The following is a 24,149-nucleotide window of genomic DNA, read 5'->3' as shown; positions in this document are numbered from 1 at the left end:
ATGTATTACCCACCATATCAATTAGCATATTCACAATAAAATTTTAAATTTTAAACAAACTTACTGCACTAAGTACTGTGTCAGCACGCGTCTTAACCTCTTTTGAAGCTTGAGCATTCTCATCGGCGGATGTTGCTGAACTCTGGGCAATGTCACGAATAATAACCACATTTTTATTCACCTCAGAAGCCACCAAACTCTGCTCCTCTATCGCTGCCGCTATCTGTGTACTCATCTCCATGATATTAGTAACATCTAAATTTATTTGCTGTAGTAAAGACCCAGCAGAAGCCGCTTGCTCTGCGCTCTCACCCCCTTGCTTTTGAGTTGAGATCATTAAATTCACTATAGAAGCGGTTCTTGATTGTAATGTCTCTATAATTGAGGCTATTTCTTCAGTTGACTCTTGAGTCCTCATCGCTAAACTACGCACTTCATCAGCCACAACTGCAAAACCTCTTCCTTGCTCACCGGCTCTGGCAGCTTCTATTGCCGCATTAAGAGCAAGCAAATTAGTCTGCTCTGCAATACCACGAATAACATCTAAAACACTTCCTATTGTTTGACTGTCCTTCTCCAACTCACCAACAACTTGCGCAGAGCTATTGAGCTGTTCGGCCAAAGACTGGATTTTTTCTATCGTCTGTTCAACACCACTTTGACCTTTTACAGCATTATCATGAGTATTACCTGCACGCTTAGCGGCAAGCTCAGTGTTCTTTGCAATTTCCTCAATCGTCGCCCCCATCTCAGTCACTGCTGTAGCAACCATATCGGTTTCATTAAGCTGTTGACTCACCCCTTCAGAAGCTTTAGCCGCATTTAAAGATAACTCTGAACAAGAATGCGTCATACTCTCAACAGATTCGGTAACTTCTATTATTAATTGTTGAAAACTGTCCAACATAGTATTGAAATGTTTAGCCACTTGACTTATTTCATCATTTGCACTGTCGTTACATCGAATCGTTAAGTCTTTATTTTTTTCAATATCGGATATTGCCATATTAAGTCGAGTAACTGGCTCTATAATGCTACGAATAATAAACAGGGTAAAACCAATTAACACTAGCGCAATCACGCTAAAGAGCACAAACCCTAAAGTGATTGATGCGTCTTCTGCATCAGTAATGGCAGTGAACGAATGCTCCTGTAATGTAGCCAAACTCGCATCTGCAGATTCAATAGCATCACGTAGTGTTCCCATTTTACCTTCATCTGATGTTAAACCTAACTCCTTTTCTTTAGATACAAGAAGAGAAAAATCTTTTTGATAGCTGGTGATCAGTGCTGATATTTGGCTTTTAGCCCCGCCCTCAATAGTTGAGTTTGCTAACTCTTGTTTAAATAGTTCAATGTTGCCATTAAAACTGTCGAGGTATTTAGGGCTTCGACGTAACATAAAATCCTTCTCATTACGCCTCAACTGCAGCATGCTTACCATCAAGCTAGGTTGTTTGTATTTTTTAACTAAGCTCTCAACATTATGAACGGCTTGCCTCAAAGTACCATACAATCCTATTTTAGGTGTCAAACCAATTTCTTGTTGAAGCATTACAACACTTTGAAATGCATCTTCATAAAATTGTAAGCTCTTTCCGAAATCATCAAGTTCTGCAATAGGTATATCATAATTATTAAAAATACTTTTTAATAAACTCATTTCAGCGCGCATTTCGTCTGCGTTTAATTTATGACTATCTAAATAACTCAACTCAAGACGTGAGAAAAAGTCTTTTTCATCTTTACGAAGAGCAAGCACCTCTTTTTCCAACTTAACGACCCCAAGGGCAGCATGTGATAACTCTTGTTGAACCTTACTCGAATACCTCTGCAGGGAAAACATAGCAACAAGTGCAACAATAGAAACTGCAGCACTAAACATTAGTTTATGACGGATGAGCATATTAGCCCCCTTGACTATAAGCACTCTATTAAAAATAGCTGGAAAAACTCACAAAGCTAAGACGAATAAAAAATGCCACATAAATACAACAAAAACAAAACGCCAGCATTCACTTCAACAGATTGATTTGACTGTGCTTTGATTAAGTAATAAGACTATTTTTGAAGTTTAAATTAATTTATAGCAGGCGGTAACAATTAGGAGGGGTAACCATGCTATTTACAATAATAGGATTTGATATAAAAATGGCCCTCAAGAAATGAGGGCCATACTCACTTTATTTTACCGACTTGACCTCTGCATCAGTCAAATAACGCCACTCACCTGGCGCCAGAGTAGGATCTAACTCAATTTCACCGACACTTTCACGGTGCAATTGAGTCACTCTATTCCCCACAGCAGCAAGCATTCGCTTCACTTGATGGTATTTACCTTCAGTGATTGTCAAACGTGCTTGATGAGCACCAAGCAGGACTAAAGTTGCAGGCTTAGTTAACCCATCTTCATTGTTTAATTGAAGGCCAGTAGCAAACTGTTCGATTAACGAAGAACTTAACATTTCAGCTGTTTCAAGTAAATAACGTTTAGCACACTCTTTCTTCGGCGACATTATCTTATGTGACCACTGACCATCAGTCGTGACCAACACTAAACCTGTTGTATCAGCATCCAGCCTACCGGCAATATGTAAATCTTCGGCACGAATAACATCAATTAAACCAATAACAGAAGGGTATATTTCGTCAATCGTCGAACAAATAGTATCAATTGGCTTATTAAGCATGATAAAACGCGGACCGATAACAGACAGTAATACGCCATCTAAACAAATAGTATGTGAATCAGTCACTTTAAAACCAGAGGTTTTAATAATATCGCCATTACAAGTGACATCACCGCGGTGTAAGGCTTTTTTTGCAGAAACGCGAGAAAGCGATGTTGACTCACAAATAAATTTATCTAAACGCACAAGAATACTCAGCTATAAGACCATAATGGACGCTATTATGAAGCCCAAGTTACAAAAGGGCAAAGTTTTGCTATCCTCAGGTCAAACCCACTGTGTGATATGGGAGATTCAGGATACTTTTTAAAAGCATGCCTATGGCGATCCACTGAGTAAAATAGTGAAGGTAATCATTAGGAAATTTTTTCTTACATATGAGCACACTGAAATTCAGTTATCAAAGCCCTTAGTACTTGTCCCCCCCTTCCTATAGCTTTAACATGCTTTCTAAATGATCATAATATTGGTCATATCAGGCCATCACGTGGTAAATAACAAAAATAACCTTTAAATAGGCAAAAAATAAATAACAAGGGTAAAAAATGAATAAAATACTTGTTGGGGGACTTTGTGCCTCGCTCATAATCGGACTTTCTGCCTGTAATAATAAAACTGCCGACATCAAAACTCCCAATCTCAATAAAACAGAAACAGCCACAGCAGTATCAAAAGCCTTAGATTCTGGAATAAATTTTGCGAACTTCGACAAATCAGTGCGCCCACAAGATGACTTCTACAGCTATGTTAACGGTACATGGTTTAACAATGCGCAGATCCCAAGTGACAGGACAGGCACTGGTGCTTTTTACGAGCTTCGAGAAAAATCACGTGACGATGTCAAAGCGATTATCGAAGATGTCGCCGCAACCCCTAATCTACTCGCCGGCAGTGACGAACAAAAAGTGGCTGATCTTTACCGTTCATTTATGGATATAGAAACGCTAAATAAACTAGGTATCGCACCTATTCAGGTAGAGTTAGACAAAATTGATGCATTAAAAACGAAAAGTGCATTAGTCAGCTACTTCGCCAATAGTCAAATAATGGGTAGTGATACTCCACTTGGATTCTATATCGATGTCGATGCAAAAGACTCAAGCCGCTATGCCACTCATATTTGGCAAGACGGATTAAGCCTGCCAGAAAAAGATTACTACTTTAATCAAGCTGAACGCTTCGTCAATATACGTAAAGCGTATGCCAAACACATTGAGAAGATGTTCACCTTAGCAGGCCTTAATTCCCCTAAAGCAAATGCTGAGCAAGTTTTAGCCCTAGAAACAGCCATCGCAAGCAAACACTGGGATGTCGTTGAGACGCGCGATAGCACTAAAACTTATAACTTAATGACAATTAAAGAACTGACTTCACTAGCACCAGATATCGACTGGTCTGGCTACCTAAGTATTTTAGGTGTTGAAAAACAGCAAAACATAATCATCAACCAACCTAGCTTCATTAAAGGTTTCAACGAAGTCTTTAATGCTAACGATCTAACGACTTGGCAAACCTACATGAAGTGGAAATTACTGACTCATTTTGCTAGTGAAATGAGTGTAGAATTTGATAATGAAAATTTTGATTTTTTCTTTAAAACGCTTAATGGTCAAGCAGAAGCTGAGCCTCGTTGGAAGCGCGGCGTCAATACTATTAACAACATATTAGGTGAAGTAGTAGGCAAGGTTTATGTAAAGCGTCACTTCGCACCAGAAGCCAAAGTGCGCATGCAAGCACTGGTTGAAAACCTTCGTGGCGCCTATGGTGAGAGCATCGATGATCTAAGCTGGATGAGTGCTAACACTAAAGTCGCTGCTAAAGAAAAGCTGGCTAAATTCAATCCTAAAATCGGCTATCCTGACAAATGGGAAGATTACGACCAACTCACCATCAAGCCCGATGATCTCATCGGTAATAACATACGCGCAAACAAACTCACTCACGAAAAAGAATTAGAAAAACTCGCAGGCCCTATCCGTAAATGGGAGTGGCATATGACACCACAAACTGTCAATGCTTATTATAATCCGACCATGAATGAAATTGTGTTCCCTGCAGCAATTTTACAAGCCCCGTTCTTCAATATGGATGCTGATGATGCAGTAAATTATGGTGGTATAGGAGCAGTTATCGGACATGAAATGGGTCACGGTTTCGACGACCAAGGCGCGAAATTTGACGGTGAAGGCAACATGCGTGATTGGTGGACAGAAAACGATTTGTCTGAATTTTCAGCACGCGGTAATGCACTTGTCGCTCAATATAATGGCTATGCTGTATTTGATGATTTGCATGTTAATGGAGAGCTGACACTCGGCGAAAACATCGGTGATCTCTCTGGGGTCACCATCGCTTATAAGGCTTATAAAAAGTCACTCAACGGCAAAGAAGCTCCAATTATCGATGGTTTAACGGGTGATGAACGTTTCTTTATTGGTTTCACTCAAATCTGGCGCGCCAAAATCAAAGAAAAAACAATGCGCAATCGCGTCGCAACCGATCCGCATTCACCGGCTAAATTTCGCTCTCTGGGCGCACTATCAAACATGCCGCAGTTCTATCGCACATTTAACGTGAAAGAAGGTGATGCAATGTACATAGCACCAGCAAAGCAAGTTAAAATCTGGTAGTAAAAATCATCTTACGTTCTTGTTTAACAAGAGTGCAATAAGCACTCTTGTTTCTAACTTCCACTTACTCAAGCATAATATTAATAAATTTAGATGTGATCTTAATGGATCAATACGCAAATTTGAAACAAGCACAATGGTAGACTCTAATTGATGAATAAAAATTAATTTTCCATCCAGCCTAAATTAAGCAAACAACATCTACATTAGATGCACTTAAGACGAGTTAAGGGCCCTAATATGTTTATAAACAGTATGAATAGTATGAACAAACTATTTAGAACGTTTTTCATTTTCCTACTTCTTCTTTCTACCCGCACCAGTTTCGCAGCAAGTTATGAGCTTCAAAGCCAAGATAAAAGTGATAACTATGCTGTAAGGCCATCACTACTCAAAAACTTAACGGGTCTGAATTCAATACTCAGCCACTCAAATTATATTCATCGACAAACAAGCAGCGATCTAGACGCGTTATACTCGCAAGCTCAGCCAGCTCAAGATGAGCTAAACCTCATCATTCGTAAGTTGACACTGAATACCTCGCTTATTGCAGCACTCCCTCCAATAAAAACCCATGATAGAGCCCTAAACAAAATCACAACCAAGTTCGGTGGTGATGCAAGCCAGCTCACTGACTTAGCAAGAGCAAGTATTATAGCTAATAACATTCAAGACCTTATGCATGCCTATCAAGCACTTAATGAGCAAACTGAGCTACTCCAAGTTAAAAATCGCTTTGTCTCTCCTAAGCAATCTGGTTACCGTGATCTCAACGTTCTGATCAAATTACCTCACACTAAGATGATTGTCGAAGTGCAGCTTCACCTTAATGACATAGCCAAAATAAAAAATGGCTCAGAGCATGATAACTATAAAGAAGTACAAAGTATTATGGCTGCAGCAAACAGTGCAAAAAGAGATTTATTCGATACAGAAACAGCAAGAATCATTGAATTACGTCAACACTCTCACAAGCAATATCACAAAGCATGGTTAAATTATAAGCGTATCGATAATGCTGGACTTATTCCCGCTATCGCCGCTTAACTAACAAACCCAACGGATTCAAGATATACTGGCCTTATATTAATAGTTAACGGTGACAAACAATGCACGACATCATAGAGCAACTACAGGAAATGAGTGAAACCGTACCTATTCCTTTAGCACTCCCTACATTCGATCAACTTGTTATGGCCGAAGAAGAAATCTTAATGCCTCTTCCTGGTGAACTAAAACAGTATCTACTTTATGCCAGTGATGTCATCTATGGCTCGTTAGAGCCTGTTACCGCAAGCGATCCTAATTCTCACACTTTTCTGCCAGAAGTCACAGCCTACGCTTGGTCAATTGGCATGCCACGTGAATATGTGCCTATTTGTCAGCAAGGTGATAATTTCTACTGTATCGATCAAGAAGGCCAAGTCATTTTATGGCATACAGACGGTACCGAAAGTGAGTATTGGGAGTCATTCTGGCAATGGGTCGAAGCAGTCTGGATGAAAAGCTAACCGCTAGAAATCCCCCTTGGTTAATAATGTAAATTGACAGCATGCAGACGGTACCGAAAGTGAGTATTGGGAGTCATTCTGACAATGGATCCAAGCGATTGAAAACTAAGTTCGACTCAATTTATCTTTTAGCTTCAAGCAAGCTAAAAATTTATATTTGGAAATGCAATGTCAAAAAATACTGGTTTAAATGCTATTGAAATGCAGTACCTGCGCTTATCTTTAGGCTTAACGCCTGCACAAGTTGGCGAGTTAAGCAAAGCAAGCGAAGAAGAGGTCATTGCATGGGAGACTGGTGAGAAACCTGTATCAGGCTTAGCAGAAAAAAAGCTCATCGACATCGATGAAACCATTGAAATGCAAGTTTTAAACACCTGTGACAGTATCGAAGCACTCTTTAAAAAGGAGCCGAAACGTCAACTAAGCTTCCTCGTTTATCCCAATCAGGCACTTTATGCTCAATACAATCCTGATTTTTTAGGATCTTTACCTCTGGCAGAGCTTTACAACACTTCAGCATGGCGCATTAAAAAAGAGTGTCAACTCATCTTAGAAGTTGAAGTAACCTTAGTGGCGTTCAACATTGAGAGCTACAAAGCTTATCGTGACAAAGAAGGCTTAAAAGAGAGCCGAGAAAACCGAGCTAAATGGGCTGCTACACAGATTTAAAGTACAGATTATTAGTGTCAATGAAGAATAAAAAAAGCATCTATTTAGATGCTTTTTAGTTTTAGCGTGCTTAATGGTTATTCTGCGCCAGCCAACTCTTTATCAAGTGCCTTACTCATGGCACTTCTTGACGTCACTCGGTCACGGTAAGCCGCCAGCTTAGGCAGAATAACTTGCTCAAAACGTGTTGCCCATAATAAAGTATGCCCTAATAATATATCTGCCGCTGACACACTATCCCCAAATAAATAATCGCTATCAGGGAGCCACTTTTCAGCCAGTGCTACTGCCTTATCAAACTCCCACTTTGCTACAGCAAACATGCTCTGCTGCCGTAACTCTTCAGGTAAGGCAAATTTATGTTTACCTATGGTCCAAAGCGGTTGCTCAAGCTCACAAATAATAAAGCTTACCCACTGGTGATGCAGTGCACTTGCATCACTTCCCGCTTCCGGCAGTAGCTTCCTATCACCATATTTTTCAGCAAGATGCAATACAATAGCTGCGGATTCAGTGATAACCAAACCATTATCAATCAAGGCTGGCACCTTGCCACACGGGTTCACCGCGAGAAAGTCTGGACTATGATTGTCGCCCTTAGCAAAATCGATAAAATGATATTGCCAATCCAGACCTAACTCTTCAAGTATCCAGGATACACGCAATGAACGGCTACGAGGTACACCGTATAATTTAATCATTCAAACTCCTTTGATAATCAGTTTCCTGATATTAGTTAAAAGTTAAACGTCACCTTAGTATAAACATAACGTCCCATGGGATTGTGCACCGAAGTTACATAGCCATAGAAATCTCCATCTTCATCACCAATGGCAAATGAGGGCTCTTCATCGAAGACATTATTGACGCCAACACTTAATTTAATCGTATCGTTGAAACGATACGAGCCGGACATATCCACAAGTAGTTGCTCATCCACCGTGCGGGTCTTATTAAAATCTTCAAACTCACCGATATAGCTTAAATTCACATTGGCCGCTAAATCATCCATCATCCAGTTAGTGGTCGCCAACCATCTATTTTTTGGGTATTTATACTCGCCGGTATAATCCACCGTTTCTCCATTAATCTCTTTCTCGAAGTTATGCATATAACTCCACTCAAGACCAAACTTCACATCGCCATATTGATCAAGTCCGAGTCCGTAATGGGCAGAAATATCCATCCCCTGCACTTCTTGCGAGCCCAAATTAACAAAACTTGATTCAATTTCATTAATATCACCGAATGTTTTACCAGGCTCAGGCGTAAAGCGTTTACACACAGAGCTATTTTGATCATTACAATTAGCATTATAAATATCGCTCAATTGCAGCTTATCAATCTTATTGTCTTGAACAATGCTAAAAACATCAAAGCCTATATCAAACTGCTGAGTCGGCGCCCAAATCATGCCAATATTCCAGGTCTCAGACTCTTCAGCTTCCAAATCAGGATTACCAGAAAATGCGCTCTTAAAATCTAACGGTCTACAGGTACCATCTGGATGATTTGGACCATTGGCAGCACAGAGATATTTATCAGTTATAAAACTGCTCGCCTGTGATGGGCCTAAACCAATTTGGGCTAAAGACGGAGCACGAAAGCCGGTAGACCAAGAAGCACGGGCGGTGAGATCTTCGGTCACCCCCCATTGAAATGCCACTTTGGGGTTAGTGGTTGAACCAAAATCACTGTAATGATCATAACGCCCAGCAAGTTGCAACTCAAAGTTATCAGTGAGCGGGACTGAAAACTCCACATACGCTGCATATTGCTCACGAGCGGCGGCGGCTGATACGGATTCGGTGCCGTATATCAAGCCGCGCTGAAATTGCACATCTGGCACATCACTGACATCTTCTTCACGATACTCCACTCCGGTTGCCATCATGATGTCACGATCAGCCAAGGTAAATGCGTGGCCTGTAATACTGGCATTGTATGCGCTGATATTAGACTCACCTTGCCTGACCAAACTGGTGGTAATACGATCAATCACTTCAGCTGAATTATAAGTACCACCAAAGGGATTATAATTCCCCGCATCGATTTCAGCTTGCAAGTAATCGGTTCTCACCCAGCCCTGACTTCTATCACCCGTTTGAGATGATTCACTGCGCCCCTTTTGCGCCGACACTTCCCAGTCCCAATCATTAATGACCCCGCGAAGTCCCAAGACTAATCGCATTGAATCAGATTCAATATCCCAGCGACGGGCGCCGGCATCCACAGTGCGATATAGGTCGATAACAGCATCTTTTCCCCAAGGGTTATTGGGGTGGGTGCCTGGTACCGTTAAGCCTGCCTCCTCATCCAATGGCGTCGGCGCGCCGCCGGCTTCAGAGGTATTGTGCTGTACTGCAAACTCAAAAAATGCGGTCAAATCATCATTAAAGTGGTAATCAAATTGGCCAATGGCGCCGATGCGCTCAGCCGACGGGATAACTAAGTTATAGGGGCCAAAATCAAACACACAAGCCGTACCATTATCGCGATCGGCAGGGCAGCTGGGATCAACAGTTTTTACTTTATCTACAATAAAGGAACCAGGAAAGCCGCGACCAGAACGCAAATCACGACCACCATACGGACTTTGATTGGCGGTGCCAAATCGGCCCATTTCAGAGGCTGACAAGGTACCATTGTTAAAATAATCCAGAATAATTGAGGCGCTGCCTTTATCTGCTTTTACCCCCCACACTAAACTTGCGGTTTGTTCATCGTAACCATTGCCCGTTGCCTCACCTAAACCAAGATTAATTTCAATACCTTCGATATCTTTTCTCAGCACGATATTGACCACCCCGGCGATAGCATCGGAGCCATAGATGGCCGAGGCCCCATCTTTAAGAATATCGATACGCTCAATCGCCGATACCGGAATATTATTTATATCGACAAAAGAATTGGTTATGCCTTCAGCAAATGCACTTGAGGCGACGCGTCGTCCATTAATCAAGACTAATGTGGCATCAGGCCCAAGCCCACGTAAACTAATAGAAGCGCCACCATTTGCCGTCGAGTCTTGACTGTTGCCGCGAGTAGAAAATGCACCAGCACCATTAGCAGGCATACGCTCCAGTAATTGCTGCAGGTTATCAAAGCCCATGTTGGCAATATCGTCTTTATTAATAGATTGGATCGGCGACGGACCTTCAATATCAGTGCGTTTAATACGAGATCCCGTCACCTCAATACGCTCAACTGATTCATCCACGGCCATTACATTAGGCGTGAATACAGTAGTAACAGCCACAGCACAGAGACTGGGTAAAGTGTGTAATCGTTTCATTATCATCCCCTGATTTTATTTATTATTTTTTTACTTGCTTATAACAAAATTCATTAACAGCTCAACTAAATAACAGATAAGCTTAAAAACTAAACTAAAGAATAAATAACAAAAGTCAAACTCATTAATTGAATTAAACAACCAAAAGAAAACCATAAGAACAAAGTTAAACCATAAAAAACAACAAAATCACACAACAAATCACAGTAGAGTCAGTTTTATGTAACGCAAAAATGTTATTTTTTGTAATAACTTAAAACGAATAGGCATCCAAGATACTAATGATATACATAGGCAGCTATAATGGCCTTTAATGCACTTTATAAACGTGTCATATTAAGTGCTTATAATTCGAAGACTTCCAGATATTATTAACCAATATGAACAACATCAGTGCAGACCAAAACCTCAAAAAATGCCAAAAAAAGTTAAGTGTATGGAATCAAATCCAATATTTTTTAGCCGCCATGGGACCAGGATTACTAACCGCAGCAGCAGCGATAGGCGCCTCTCATTTAGTTGCTTCAACCCGAGCAGGCGCAGAATTTGGCTGGCGACTTGCCTGGGTTATTCTTGCCGTAAACCTGCTTAAATATCCTTTTTTTGCTGCAGGTGCTCGATACAGCGCAGCCACAGGAGAAAGCTTACTCCATGGCTACCTAAAACAAGGACGAGGCTACCTGCTGCTATTTAGCGGACTTAACATCATTGCAGCGATTGGCAGTACCGCTGGCGTCGCCATGCTGACAGCAGCAATGTTGACACTATTTGTACCCTTATCAATCGATTTACTCACTCTTATCGTATTAGTTTCAAGTTTAACACTACTCATTTTGGGGCATTATGCCCTACTCGATAAATTGACTAAGGTGATCATGCTATGCCTTACGATTTCCACCTTAACTGCCGTGGCCCTAGCGTTTAATATTCCAACGGTACTTCATTCAGATTTTATCCCTCAATCTCCTTGGCAATGGGCCAATATAGGTTTTATCGTTGCCATGATGGGGTGGATGCCAGCACCAATAGAAGTCAGTGCTTGGAATTCTCTGTGGTTATTAGAAAAACAAAAAAACCAACCTATCTCTAAGGCACAGGCTATTTTGGATTTTAACTTTGGTTATCTACTCACTTCACTCTTAGCCGTTGTTTTCTTAGCATTGGGTTCATTAGTCATGCATGGCAGTGGTGAGCACTTTTCAAGTTCGGGAGCACTATTTGCTAATCAACTGATCACCTTGTACAGCCAAGTACTTGGTCATGAGAGCAAATATCTCATTGGTACCGTAGCCCTACTTTGTATTTTCAGCACCACAGTCACTGTCATTGATGGATACAGCCGCACACTCAACATGGGCTGGCAATTGTTGGCAAAAAAGCAAGACTCAAGTCAACGTCTGACAGGCATAATGCTGACTCTCTGTGCATTAAGTTTAGCCATTGTCTTTTTCTTCAAAGGTGCCCTACTCCCCTTACTGGAATTGGTCATGATACTGGCCTTTATGACTACCGTGATTTTTGCCGGACTTAACTATAAATTAATGACCAGCTCCGCTTTAAACAAGTCAGATCGTTACGGCTGGAAAATGAAATGTCTATCAATGCTAGGCATGACCTACCTGATTGGTTTTGCCTTATTGTTTATCTTTTGGATATTGACAAAATAACTGCGCCATCAATAATATGCACTCAAAACCAAGATGGGCAAACATGCCGTTTAAATAAGTCAGAAGATAATCGTAAAACTCAGTTATAATAACATCCACAAGATCCCGCAGACGCGGAATCAACGAGATAAAGACAAAGAATTATGATTAACAACGATATTTTACGCCGCATCCGTTTCATATTTGACTATCCAAATGCAAAAATGATCAAAATTTTTGCCAAAGCAAACCATGAGATGACTCAAGAGTTACTCATTAATATGCTTAAAAAAGAATCAGAAGAAGGCTATCAACCTTGCAATGACAAGATCATGTGTTCTTTCTTAGATGGCTTGATCATTGAAAAACGCGGCTTAAAAGAAGGCGCAGAGATCCCTGAGCCAGCATCACAATTAAACAATAACCTTATCTTTAAAAAGCTAAGGGTAGCACTTGAAATGCGTGAAGATGACATTATCAGCACGTTAGATTTAGCCGAATTCACTATGTCAAAATCTGAATTAGGTGCACTATTTAGAAAGCCGGGTCATAAACACTTCAAAGAATGTGGCGATCAGGTGTTACGTAATTTCACCACAGGTTTATCGCTAAAACATCGCGGCAAATAAACCATTTTACCGAACGAATAAAAACACAGCTTAGTCTGTGTTTTTTTATCCCTAAGAATCTCAGCATGAAAAACAATCGAAGAAAAGCTGAATAAATAGCACTTGAAAGACAACAAAAATCACACTTTGTGTTAGTCTTTAAAAATACCAACAGCATCCTAAATAACTCACTTATCATAAAGGTTACCAATGGACGATCATAAACGCCCGCTCTACCTTCCATTCGCTGGCCCCGCTATTCTTGAAGCCCCGTTAATTAACAAAGGTAGCGCATTTACCGATGAAGAGCGTGTATTTTTCAATCTCGAAGGCCTGCTTCCGCATGTGATTGAAACCATCGAAGAACAAGCATCTCGTGCCTATGACCAGTACACTAATTTTACCAATGATCTCGACCGGCATATCTACCTAAGAAATATTCAAGATACTAACGAAACACTATATTACCGATTAGTCCAAAATCACATTACCGAAATGATGCCCATCATCTACACACCTACGGTAGGTTTAGCCTGTGAACGTTTTTCTAAAAATTACCGTCGCAACCGCGGACTCTTTATTTCTTACCCGCATAAAGACAGAATTGACGATATCCTTAATAACTCGACTCGTCAAAAGGTCAAAATTATTGTCGTCACCGATGGAGAGCGCATATTAGGACTTGGTGATCAAGGTATTGGCGGCATGGGGATCCCAATAGGCAAACTCTCTCTTTATACAAGTTGTGGCGGGATCAGCCCTGCATACACGCTACCAATCACATTAGATGTGGGTACTGATAATCCACATCTACTCGAAGATCCTATGTATATGGGCTGGCGCCATCAGCGTATCGGCGGAGAAGAGTACACAGAATTTGTCGAAGCTTTCATGCAAGCTGTTAGCAGACGCTGGCCCAATGCTTTGATCCAATTTGAAGATTTTGCACAAAAAAATGCCATGCCATTACTTGATCGCTACAAGGATCAATACTGCTGCTTTAACGATGATATTCAAGGTACTGCGGCGGTCACTGTTGGCTCCTTGCTTGCAGCATGTCAAGCTGCTAAGACGCGTTTAAGCGACCAACGCATCGCATTTCTAGGCTCTGGCTCTGCTGGTTGTGGCATCGCTGAAGCCATCGTCGCCCAAATGATTAACGAAGGACTACCCGAGAAGCAAGCTCGTCAACAAGTCTTTATGGTTGACCGCTGGGGAATGCTCCAAAGTAACATGCCTAACTTACTGCCTTTTCAGCAAAAGCTAGCACAACAATGCGATCATGTGAAAAGTTGGGAAAATTTCAGTGATAACATTTCACTGCTTGATGTCATGCACAACGCAAAACCAACAGTGCTTATTGGTGTGTCTGGTGCACCAGGACTATTTAGTGAAGAGATTATTAAAGCAATGCATCAACATTGCCCTAGACCAATTGTCTTCCCACTTTCAAACCCAACAAGCCGTGTTGAAGCAACACCAAAAGATATTCTTCATTGGACTGGGGGCAAAGCCTTGGTTGCAACAGGAAGCCCATTTGAACCTGTTGTTATTGAAGGAGAAGTATACGAAATAGCCCAATGTAATAACAGTTACATTTTCCCCGGTATCGGCCTTGGTGTACTTGCAGCTGGCGCTAAACGTGTCAGTGATGAAATGCTAATGGCGTCAAGTCGCGCATTAGCCGAATGTTCACCTTTAGCCGTTAATGATGAAGGCCCACTATTGCCACCGTTAGAGGACATACATAGGGTGAGTAAACACATCGCCTTCGCCGTCGCGAAAGTTGCTGTAGAACAAGGACACGCATTACCTTGTACCGATGAACAGCTTAAAAAATCAATCGACAACAACTTCTGGACCGCTGAATATCGACGTTACAAAAGAACATCCTTCTAACTCTTAAGTAACAATTAGGGTTCAGGGATCAGAGTTTAGATTCCGGCCCATTGTTATATTGAAAGCTACCATTTGTATACTGGTAGCTTTTTTTCGCCTTCAAATGATGAATCCAGCCCAGAAGAGACGTGGGACTTGTTATCCGACAAATAGGTGATTCTGTTACTTGAAGAGCAGCAAATAACACTTATATAAAGAGGTTTATCATACGCCAGATACAAAAAAACCTTGCGTAAGCAAGGTTTTAAAGTTTGGTACCGGAGGTCGGACTTGAACCGACACGTCTTTCGACAACGGATTTTGAATCCGTCGTGTCTACCAATTCCACCACACCGGCATCATTAAATAGCATTACTAAAAATCTTATCTGATCTCAGTAAGTGACGGGGATTATACCTTTGATCTTGGTAATGGCAAGCCTTTAAAAGCGACAACTTACCAAGTGGTCATTTTTCACTCTTAAAATGTGTTGTTCGACGATAATACATACTTAGGCGAAGAATATGTAGTCAAATACAAACAATAATTATAAGGAGAACTAAGTAAGTTTAGATATAGCCTATCGCACCTTTCCACTCTTTATGTTGCTAAACCTTATGTGTTATGACCCATATAGTTAATCCATTTCGACATACTAAATTCGACATATCAAAAAGAGGGGAGCTATAAATACTCGCTCTTAAGCCGCATGCTTACGTGAGCCGACAACATTATTGGCAAAGTTCGGCCTAGCCTTAATAAGCTGTTGCATTTCTTCCATACTCGGCTCACCAGAGGGTAGCCTTAACACTTGACGGTTTAAGTAAATTCTAGCTCTCATCGAAATTTTATAGTCAGCAGTGGACCCTTGAATAGCATAATGCTTCTGATTACCTATGCTCTCAATAATATTCGTTACTAATAGGCTTTTCACTGCAATTTCCTCCTCAGGCAAAGTTAAGATTGTTTCACCCTGGAGAAAGAACTCCCTTAATAGTGCTCGCTCAGTAGGATCTAATAATCTAACCTTTTCCTCTATTCCCTTAACAATACGCTTATATTTCAAGTGAGCTATTGCTTCATTGAGAAAATAATCCAAAACTTGAGTCATAAAATACGTAATGCCGACAATAAACCCTAAACTAATAAAGTGTAAGTATTCTGTCACTAGAATCTCTAAACTGACAACTTGCAGTAGAGATTTAGGTATAAAAAGAAGCATGCCAGCGACGATGACTAACCATAACATAACATTAAAAACCAATTTTTTAGAGCTTGTTTTTTTAACAAAATTCAACTTTATCTTCTTCATATTCAGGCCTAATGTCAATAAAATGAACAGGACTAACACTAAGCAATATTAATGCCACAAGCACTCATCAATACAGAATAAGTCGCGTAACTGCTTTTATCTTTGTTTATAATTAATTAACAGACACACGAACCTAATTATCCGTCTATGCTTATAACAACAAAACCAAGCGCAATTTACGTAAACATGATGGATTGAGCTAAGAGCGCTCTTTCGTAACACAAGAAAAGGATTCATGAAGTCATTTACAGGCCAATTAATTCATAGCCCTATGGGTTTTAAGCTAACGCTATCAATTGTTATTTTTAGCTCGTTAATCACATTATTAACAACCGGCTTTCAACTCATTAGGGATTATAAAGGCGATGTCGACAGGATCGACAGGCAGTTTACAAATATAGAAAAAGTAAACCTCGATGTACTGGCAGCCAGTATCTGGGTCATAGATGAGCGCCTGATCAACATTCAACTCCATGGGCTTATTCAGCTACCCGACGTCAGTTATATATCAATTAACGATGATAGCGGTCAAGAATGGACCGCTGGTGAACTATCACCTAAAAATACCATCGAAAAATCCTTTGAACTCTCTTATCGTGCAGGCACAGATCGCATTCCCGTTGGTACATTACTCCTACAAGCAGATCTTAAAGCCGTGTACAACAAGTTGCTAGATCGTGCGATAATCATATTACTTTCAAATGCCATAAAGACGTCTATTGTCGCTGGCTTTATCCTCTTCTTAGTCTGGTACATGGTCACACGGCACTTACATCGAATAAGCCAATATTGCCAAAAAATCGATCTTGATTCTCCTTTTGTTCCTCTCACTTTCGAGCAGAATAGTAATAAAAATAAAAATGACGAATTTGATCAAGTCTCTCTAGCCATCAATACCATGCAAGAACAATTAAGAGCTTCATTTTCAGATATAAAGCGATCTAAGCAGGAACTAGTTGATGCGCTAACTGACAGGGAAAGGCTATTAGCAATAGAAACCAGTTATAAAGAAGATCTATCTAGACAAGTAAAAGAGCAAACTCGAGAGCTAGAACAATCGCTAATCGTATTAAAGCGTGCTCAGGAAGTCCTCGTTGAGCAAGAAAAAATGGCAGCACTCGGTGGTTTGGTATCTGGAGTCGCACATGAAATCAATACACCTATCGGAATATGCTTAACTGCAGCCAGCTCACAGCTTCACCATATTGATGAACTGGTAACCGTTATACACAGTGAAGATGCCACCCTAGAAGCAATCGACACGATTTTAGAAGAGTACAAAATGAATTGCGAGCTCATCGTCAATAACATCACTCGTGCAAGCACTTTGATACAAAAATTTAAAACTGTGGCAGCGCAACAAACTCAAGAAGAGAAACGTAGTTTTAATCTTAAGCAAGACTTTATTGATAACCATGAATCAGTCAAAGCCCTATTTACCGACATCACAGTCGATATGCAACTTGAACTAGAGGACACTTTGACAATTAGTACAAATCATAATTTGCTGAAACAGATCATCACCAATGTATTATCTAACGCTTATTCTCATGCATTTAAGCACGTTGAAAAACCAGTGATACACATTCAAGCGTTTCTCGACGGTAAGCAACTTAATATTTTGATACGTGATAATGGCTCTGGGATTTCACAAGATGACTCAACTCGGATCTTTGAACCCTTCTACACAACATCACGTAACAAGGGGGGGGTGGGCTTAGGCTTATCAGGTGCTTTTAATGCTGCAACCTTATTAAAAGGCAGCATTAAATTAATTCAAGAATCGGATCTAGATGGTACCTGTTTCCATATTGACTTCCCTGTCGAACCTCCAGAAAATGAGGATTTTGATCCCATCATTTAGTAAATAAAAAACCAATTTATCAATCAGATCGACCGCGCCCTTCAATAGACCATCTTTCAAGTACTTTGCCATCGCGTACAGCATAAAGTATATCGAAATTGTTTAGCGTTGTGTCACAGTGACTAGGGATAAAAACAATCTGCTGACCAATCTCTAGCCTCCTGCTGTCTTCACTCAAATGTAAAATACCATGTTCATCTCCTCCGGTTTGATAACGGATACTGCTATCGCCATCAACCACTGGCATGCCCAAATCAATTGAAAGACACTTCATACCAGCATCACTCACAACTCGGTTACTTTTAGGCTTACTGATAATGGTACTCACCACTTTTAATGCTGTTTTAAATTGTTTATTTTGCATAGGATTAAATTCGTCACCAATCGCACAATAAGCCGCATCCATAAATAGATAAGAACCGGCCTGCATTTCACTGTAATTCAACCCTTGATATGCCGAAAAAGTCCCTGTACCACCACCGCTAATAATCTCAGGCTCAAGACCTTTAGGCTTTAAAGTCGACTCGATAAAATTAAACAATCCTACAACAGCTGCTCTCGCCTGAACGTGTCTATTTTCATAACCTTTCACATGCTGTAAATGACCGCTATAAGCTTGAATACCTGCATAAGTAACGCCTTCGTGTTGATTAATATGCTCTATTAATTCAACAAGCTCATTCCCAACTTCAACACCGCAGCGCTGTTGACCACTTTCAACTTCAATCATTAACTGAATACTTACACCAGCTTCTATAGCAACTTTAGCTATCTCAGTGACGTGATACATATGGTCAATAACTTGAATAAATTGGCAATCTGGAAAGTTAAGATGCAAATTCACTAGTCGTTGAATTTTTGTGCTTCCAGCAATGGGGGTCGTGATCAAAATATCTTTGATCCCTCCCTTAGCCATTACCTCTGCTTCACCTAATTTAGAGGTACATATTCCTTGGGCACCTGATCTTATCTGCATATGTGCTATGGCGGGAATTTTATGCGCTTTAGTATGCGGGCGAAGTATTAACCCTAATTTGTCAATTCTCTTTTGCATTTCCTCAATGTTACTCTCAAGAATATCGAGATCCACGATTAACGCCGGAGTATCCAGCTGTGAGATATCCATAATTAAGACTTACCTTTATTGATGCTATTATTTTAAGCTCATCTTAATACACAACTCATACTGTCACAGCTAAAATATAAGTAAATTTTAGTCTATACGGTGAGTCGTTTATTGCTGAGATCTAGCGTTAACTTGGATTGGAAATAGTTAGCGAAAGGATATCAAGTAAGGTGAGGCATTTTCGCCTAACCCCTCTCTCAGAACCGTAGGTGCTGCTCAATTCAGCTTTGCGCTGAACACATATCCCGTTTTATATGCTCAAAGTTCACTAGCACTGATCCGTCAAACCATTTATTGGGCACCGCATAATTTACTAACGGATTCATCCGCCACCTCACACCAACATTTCCCTTTTCCCTTGAGTCACCTCTTGAGATAACGCCTCCAGCCCTTATGGCTGGAACTTTCAATTCGGATTATCTTCCCCTTAGCCGGGGTGATACAGGTTTGTTTAAACCTGTTGGGTTTATACCAAATACATTAAGTCATTGTTCATTCCGCAGGAGTTCAAAACACTGAAGAGAAGGGTTGTATTTGCTCCTGCAATACAGACATTCGCCACATCCATGTGACTAGCGGATGATTAAAGTTAATCATTAAAGATAATCGTTAAAGATATTTATTCACAATATCTTGATAAACTGTCGTTGCTTCACCAGTGCTAGAACTAAGACTATCTAACCCTGACTGTAATGCATTAATGGTTTCATCGCTTACATCTTTACTAAATGCATAATAAAGTTCAGCTTCTTTAAGAACATGGACAACCTCATAGTCAGCATTGTCTATTCCTTGATTTTTAATAAACCATCGACCTACATTTTCTTCATAAGCCCATAAATGTACTCGATCAGCTTCTATTTTCTTAACAATTGCATTGGCATCAGAACCCAGTTTGATGGACGATGATGATATGCCTAATTTTTTTAATAACTGTTCACCAACATCATCTCGAATAGCACCAATGGTGTAATTATTTAAATCTGTGGGGGAGGCAATTTTTATCGCGCTTGATTTCTTTGATAAGATAACAATTCTAGTTTTTGAAATGGGTCCTACCCACTTAAATAGAGCTTCTCTTTCAGCGGTACGAGTCATAGCAAACAAACATATATTTGGACCCTTTAGTGCAGTCTTATAACCACGGGCCCAAGGTAGGATTTTAATATCACCTGCAGAAATAGCAACACCTTGCTGCTTCATAGCCGCAACAAGTAAATCAATCGCAATCCCTTTATTAGCACCTGCGTCTTCATAATTATAGGGAGGGTAAACTTCACTGATAAGTTTAATTTTACTTAAATCATTAGCAAATAACGGATTTAAAAAAAACATTGAAATTAACATTAAACAGCATAAAAAGAGTCGTTTGCTTATAATAATTTTTATGTGATTAGACATTAATTAACTCCAAAAATTAGGTTTGCTCAGTTTTTAAAGGTTAGGATAGATTTATCACTATGTCCAAATTAACTAGGAAGTGTGTATACGTATTTGTTCAATTTAAAGTATGATTGTATAAAATTATACTTTAAATTGATTCATTAGTTTACGTAATTGCATCGCTAAGCTTGATGAACTCTCACTGTCCGACGACATTTGAGCTGAAAGTGCAGAAGCCTCATGTGCGACATCAGAGAGATTGACAACGTTTTGATTGATTTCTGCAGCAACGGTACTTTGTTCTTTAGTCGCCGTTGCTATATGAGTATTTAGATTGGTCATTTCACCAAACCCAGTCACTATCTCTTGGAAAACTAATCCTGAGTCATCTACTTCACTTACCCCCTGATGAGCAAAAGTTTTACAAGAAGTCATTACTGAAACAGCTTCTTGGGTTGAATTTTGTAATTGCTCTATCATTTTCTGGATCTCTTGTGTCGAATCTTGAGTTCGCTGTGCCAACGTCCTAACTTCATCAGCGACGACAGCAAAACCACGTCCTTGTTCACCAGCGCGAGCAGCTTCAATAGCAGCATTCAGTGCAAGTAAGTTCGTTTGTGATGCAATAGCACGGATAACATCAAGAACAGATCCTATGTTTTCGCTTTCTTCAGCCAAATAAAGTATTACATCGGTGGCTTTTTCGACAGATTTAGATAAATCTTCAATAGTAAACACCGCTTTGCTTACGATATTCTTACCTTTTTCAGCTTGTTCTTTAGCATTATTAAGTGAATTTAAGGCATTTGAAGCACTGTTTGCTACTTCATCTATTGCTGCAGACATTTCCGTAACAGCCGTGGCAACTTGTTCTATTTCACTTTGTTGTCTTATGATACTTTCATTACTTTTTACACAATTACCAGAAGTGAGAGTAGCAGAGTCAAATAATTGTTCTGAGGTATGAGAGACTTCGGTTATAGTGCCTTGTAATTTTTTGATAAATAAATTTATCCCAGCGGCAAGAGTACTGATTTCATCTTTCTTTTTATCATCCAATCGCTGTGTTAAATCCCCTTCCCCTTCTGCAATATCAAAAACAGCATGGGTGATCCCTTTTAAGGGTTTCCAAACATTTCGACCAAGTAATAAATACATCATTAATGAGATAACAATAATCAATAAAATCAACTGAATAATTTGACTAATCAGCATTTCACTTAAGATTTTTCTCACCACTGTATCATCGATAAATAAAGTCACTTCACCAACAGTTTTAACTTCGCCCGAATCATCAAAAAACAATTTGGCTGATTTTGTAAAAGCACTATCTTCAGGTAGAGTATCACCAGCTATGAGTTCACCTTCTTCTTTCACTTGCAAAGCTAAACGATCTTCACCACTAATCACTAAAATCCCACTAACAAAATCAGCAGACAATTCCGAATTTACATTACTTATCAATAAGTCTGTATTATAATCCCAAATAATTGCAGGCAAATTTAACTCTAACCGATATAAAGCATGCTTAGCTTGGCTTTCTAAATTTTTATGTAAATTATTCTTCGCAGTATAATAATTAAATACACTGAAAATGCATAAAAATACAGTTACTACAGCAGAAAACTGTAAATTTAATTTTAGATTAATGCTCTCAGAATTCATTGTTAATATATGTCCTTGAGTTAAGCATTTGATTTTTACTCTATGTCTTGTATAAAAATAGCATAAGTTTTAGGTTCCGGTAAAAAATAGAACAAATTTGATCTATTTTGCCTACCATAATTCGTATTCCCTACACTCCTATTCTAATGTTTTAATTGATTATTTTTATTAAACATCATAAATATTAAAGTTAAATCATTGATGTATCAAATAGAGACGACACACTCATGCTCTTGCTTAATCTGAACTCAGAATAACAAGCGTCATTGTTTAAAACCAAAACATGATCCAGCCAGACAATACTACAGAACTACACCTGTGATTGTCGTTTTACCTTACCTCTACAATATAACGCTAAATCATTGGAATTCTGTCTTTATATTTAAACCATAATAACGCGTTGCAAATACGTTAAAAGTTGTACGATACCACACTTGACCGCAACAAGTTATACGATATAAAGTACTGATAGTAACAACAATAGCTGATAAAAACCCAATGAGGGCACTTTGGCTATTTATCAAAAGCTGTATAGACCTTGCTCATCGGTACTTATTGATGAGTATTCCCAATAGATGTGGCTGTTAGTTACAGCCAAATATATGGAAATATAATTTGTGAAAACACTTAAATCACTTATCGCAATCGCCGTTAGCTTATCTTGCTTTAATGCTTATGCAGCTGACACTGAATCGCTTGAAGCACGTATTGCTAAACTTGAAACCAGCACAGCGCCATCACAATTTAAAAATAGCCAAGCGAGCCTTTATGGTTCATTTCGCCCATCACTTAGCTATCTAGATGATGGACAAGATAAAACGTGGGATGTTACCGATGCACTTTCTCGTGTTGGTATCAAAGCCAGTACCAATTTTGCTGATGGCTGGACCGCTATGGCTCATGGTGAATGGAAAGTTGAAATCGATCAAGGAGGAGACTTTGGTGATGTTCGTTTAGCCTATGCTGCGATTGCATCACCTTACGGGCAGGTTAGCATCGGTCAGCAATATGTCGCACAATACTCTTTAGTTGCTGAGTATGTAGATATTTTTAACCATAGAAGTAGCCCTTTTGCTTATGACTACGACAATCCATTTCGCGTCAGCAATTTTGTAAATTACCAACTAGTGACAGGTCAGTTTACTTGGATGGCTGGTGCACAACTTGATGGCAACAGTAGTAATAATGACGATGCGGATATGGTTAATATTGGTGTCGGTTATGATTTAAATCAATTACATCTTGGTCTAGGCTATCTTGACAAAAATAGAATTGATGGTGACGATACCAACATTGGTGCAGTCGTCGCTTATACATTCAGTAATGATCTCTATCTAGCCATCAGCTATCAAGATAAAGACTATAACTATGATACAACGTTTCCTCAAGACCGCAGTGGTAGCGCATTAGACACAGCCTTAGCCATGCCGATAGGTAACGACTATAAAGTGAAGCTGGGTTACTTTATGTTTGAAGATGGAATAAAGACCACCGGCTCTATGGACTATGATGGTTTCAATGCCACCCTTGAGTGGAACCCCCTTGATAACATCCGCGTTCATTTGGAATATTTGGCAAAAAACTTCGACAACAACGAAGACGATCAAGCTGTTACCATTGGTTTTAGATATGACTTTGATCTAAGCTGGAAAGGTTAAATAATAACCTTAACTGATTAACTTGCTAACTGAAAGAGGCTAATTTATATGCCTCTTTCAGTTTATTGCAGGACTGGAATCAACACAACAACCCACTCACAATACATGAATAATAATAAATTAAACCTTTTAAATACAAATAACTATATAACATAGCCAATCAACTTCAAGATACTCATTTCAGAGTCCCTATAGGATAGCTGAACAAGGCAGC

17 protein-coding genes and 1 tRNA gene are annotated in these 24,149 nt (G+C 39.6%); 9 read left to right on the top strand and 9 right to left on the bottom strand.

Annotated elements, in window-relative coordinates:
- Nucleotides 1-43: 43 nt before the first annotated feature.
- Nucleotides 44-1,906, bottom strand: a complete 1,863-nt coding sequence (locus HQQ94_RS04655) for a methyl-accepting chemotaxis protein (protein ID WP_173293316.1) — start codon at nt 1,904-1,906, stop codon at nt 44-46.
- Between the two features lie 277 nt (nt 1,907-2,183).
- Nucleotides 2,184-2,876 (bottom strand): pseudouridine synthase, encoded by a 693-nt coding sequence (locus tag HQQ94_RS04650; protein ID WP_173293315.1) that lies wholly within the window; start codon nt 2,874-2,876, stop codon nt 2,184-2,186.
- A gap of 359 nt (nt 2,877-3,235) precedes the next feature.
- Between HQQ94_RS04650 and HQQ94_RS04645 the strand changes: the two genes are divergently transcribed.
- The 4 genes from HQQ94_RS04645 to HQQ94_RS04630 all read left to right on the top strand — a co-directional run bounded on the left by HQQ94_RS04645 (nt 3,236) and on the right by HQQ94_RS04630 (nt 7,500).
- Nucleotides 3,236-5,320, top strand: coding sequence for a M13 family metallopeptidase (locus HQQ94_RS04645; RefSeq protein ID WP_173293314.1), 2,085 nt, complete (start codon nt 3,236-3,238; stop codon nt 5,318-5,320).
- Nucleotides 5,321-5,584: 264 nt separating this feature from the next.
- Nucleotides 5,585-6,367 (top strand): GTP pyrophosphokinase, encoded by a 783-nt coding sequence (locus HQQ94_RS04640; RefSeq protein WP_173293313.1) that lies wholly within the window; start codon nt 5,585-5,587, stop codon nt 6,365-6,367.
- Nucleotides 6,368-6,429: 62 nt separating this feature from the next.
- Nucleotides 6,430-6,831: an SMI1/KNR4 family protein gene (locus tag HQQ94_RS04635; RefSeq protein ID WP_173293312.1), complete on the top strand. Its 402-nt coding sequence runs from the start codon at nt 6,430-6,432 to the stop codon at nt 6,829-6,831.
- 168 nt (nt 6,832-6,999) lie between these two features.
- Nucleotides 7,000-7,500 (top strand): DUF4447 family protein, encoded by a 501-nt coding sequence (locus HQQ94_RS04630; RefSeq protein WP_173293311.1) that lies wholly within the window; start codon nt 7,000-7,002, stop codon nt 7,498-7,500.
- Nucleotides 7,501-7,577: 77 nt separating this feature from the next.
- Here HQQ94_RS04630 and HQQ94_RS04625 read toward each other — a convergent pair whose 3' ends face one another.
- A complete protein-coding gene (locus HQQ94_RS04625) occupies nt 7,578-8,201 on the bottom strand; it encodes a glutathione S-transferase family protein (RefSeq protein ID WP_173293310.1) in 624 nt (207 codons plus the stop codon).
- Between the two features lie 35 nt (nt 8,202-8,236).
- Nucleotides 8,237-10,795: a TonB-dependent receptor gene (locus tag HQQ94_RS04620; protein ID WP_173293309.1), complete on the bottom strand. Its 2,559-nt coding sequence runs from the start codon at nt 10,793-10,795 to the stop codon at nt 8,237-8,239.
- A gap of 467 nt (nt 10,796-11,262) precedes the next feature.
- Here HQQ94_RS04620 and HQQ94_RS04615 point away from each other — a divergent pair, with 467 nt between their 5' ends.
- The 3 genes from HQQ94_RS04615 (at nt 11,263) to HQQ94_RS04605 (ending at nt 14,948) form a co-directional block, all read left to right on the top strand.
- Nucleotides 11,263-12,462: an NRAMP family divalent metal transporter gene (locus HQQ94_RS04615; protein WP_173296520.1), complete on the top strand. Its 1,200-nt coding sequence runs from the start codon at nt 11,263-11,265 to the stop codon at nt 12,460-12,462.
- A 143-nt stretch (nt 12,463-12,605) separates the two neighbouring features.
- Nucleotides 12,606-13,070, top strand: a complete 465-nt coding sequence (locus tag HQQ94_RS04610; protein ID WP_173293308.1) for a DUF1456 family protein — start codon at nt 12,606-12,608, stop codon at nt 13,068-13,070.
- Nucleotides 13,071-13,259: 189 nt separating this feature from the next.
- Nucleotides 13,260-14,948, top strand: coding sequence for an NAD-dependent malic enzyme (locus HQQ94_RS04605; RefSeq protein ID WP_173293307.1), 1,689 nt, complete (start codon nt 13,260-13,262; stop codon nt 14,946-14,948).
- A 252-nt stretch (nt 14,949-15,200) separates the two neighbouring features.
- On the opposite strand, the gene HQQ94_RS04600 is transcribed toward HQQ94_RS04605, so the two are convergent.
- Both HQQ94_RS04600 and HQQ94_RS04595 read right to left on the bottom strand, forming a co-directional pair.
- Nucleotides 15,201-15,285 (bottom strand) — tRNA-Leu (locus HQQ94_RS04600).
- Nucleotides 15,286-15,627: 342 nt separating this feature from the next.
- Nucleotides 15,628-16,239, bottom strand: coding sequence for a superinfection exclusion B family protein (locus tag HQQ94_RS04595; RefSeq protein WP_173293306.1), 612 nt, complete (start codon nt 16,237-16,239; stop codon nt 15,628-15,630).
- 235 nt (nt 16,240-16,474) lie between these two features.
- On the opposite strand from HQQ94_RS04595, the gene HQQ94_RS04590 reads away from it, so the two are divergent.
- Nucleotides 16,475-18,103, top strand: a complete 1,629-nt coding sequence (locus HQQ94_RS04590) for an ATP-binding protein (protein ID WP_173293305.1) — start codon at nt 16,475-16,477, stop codon at nt 18,101-18,103.
- Between the two features lie 19 nt (nt 18,104-18,122).
- On the opposite strand, the gene HQQ94_RS04585 is transcribed toward HQQ94_RS04590, so the two are convergent.
- The 3 genes from HQQ94_RS04585 to HQQ94_RS04575 all read right to left on the bottom strand — a co-directional run bounded on the left by HQQ94_RS04585 (nt 18,123) and on the right by HQQ94_RS04575 (nt 22,277).
- Nucleotides 18,123-19,229 carry a DSD1 family PLP-dependent enzyme gene (locus tag HQQ94_RS04585; protein ID WP_173293304.1) on the bottom strand — a complete coding sequence of 369 codons (1,107 nt, stop codon included), beginning with the start codon at nt 19,227-19,229 and terminating at the stop codon, nt 18,123-18,125.
- Nucleotides 19,230-19,838: 609 nt separating this feature from the next.
- Nucleotides 19,839-20,630: an ABC transporter substrate-binding protein gene (locus HQQ94_RS04580; protein ID WP_254304000.1), complete on the bottom strand. Its 792-nt coding sequence runs from the start codon at nt 20,628-20,630 to the stop codon at nt 19,839-19,841.
- A 123-nt stretch (nt 20,631-20,753) separates the two neighbouring features.
- Nucleotides 20,754-22,277, bottom strand: a complete 1,524-nt coding sequence (locus tag HQQ94_RS04575; RefSeq protein WP_173293303.1) for a methyl-accepting chemotaxis protein — start codon at nt 22,275-22,277, stop codon at nt 20,754-20,756.
- A gap of 617 nt (nt 22,278-22,894) precedes the next feature.
- On the opposite strand from HQQ94_RS04575, the gene HQQ94_RS04570 reads away from it, so the two are divergent.
- Nucleotides 22,895-23,935 carry a porin gene (locus HQQ94_RS04570; RefSeq protein WP_173293302.1) on the top strand — a complete coding sequence of 347 codons (1,041 nt, stop codon included), beginning with the start codon at nt 22,895-22,897 and terminating at the stop codon, nt 23,933-23,935.
- Nucleotides 23,936-24,149 lie beyond the last annotated feature (214 nt).

Origin of the sequence: Shewanella sp. VB17 (assembly GCF_013248905.1) — a bacterium.
Lineage (GTDB): Bacteria > Pseudomonadota > Gammaproteobacteria > Enterobacterales > Shewanellaceae > Shewanella.
Note: the sequence above shows the minus strand (reverse complement) of the source record. Positions and strands in the feature narration are given on the sequence as shown.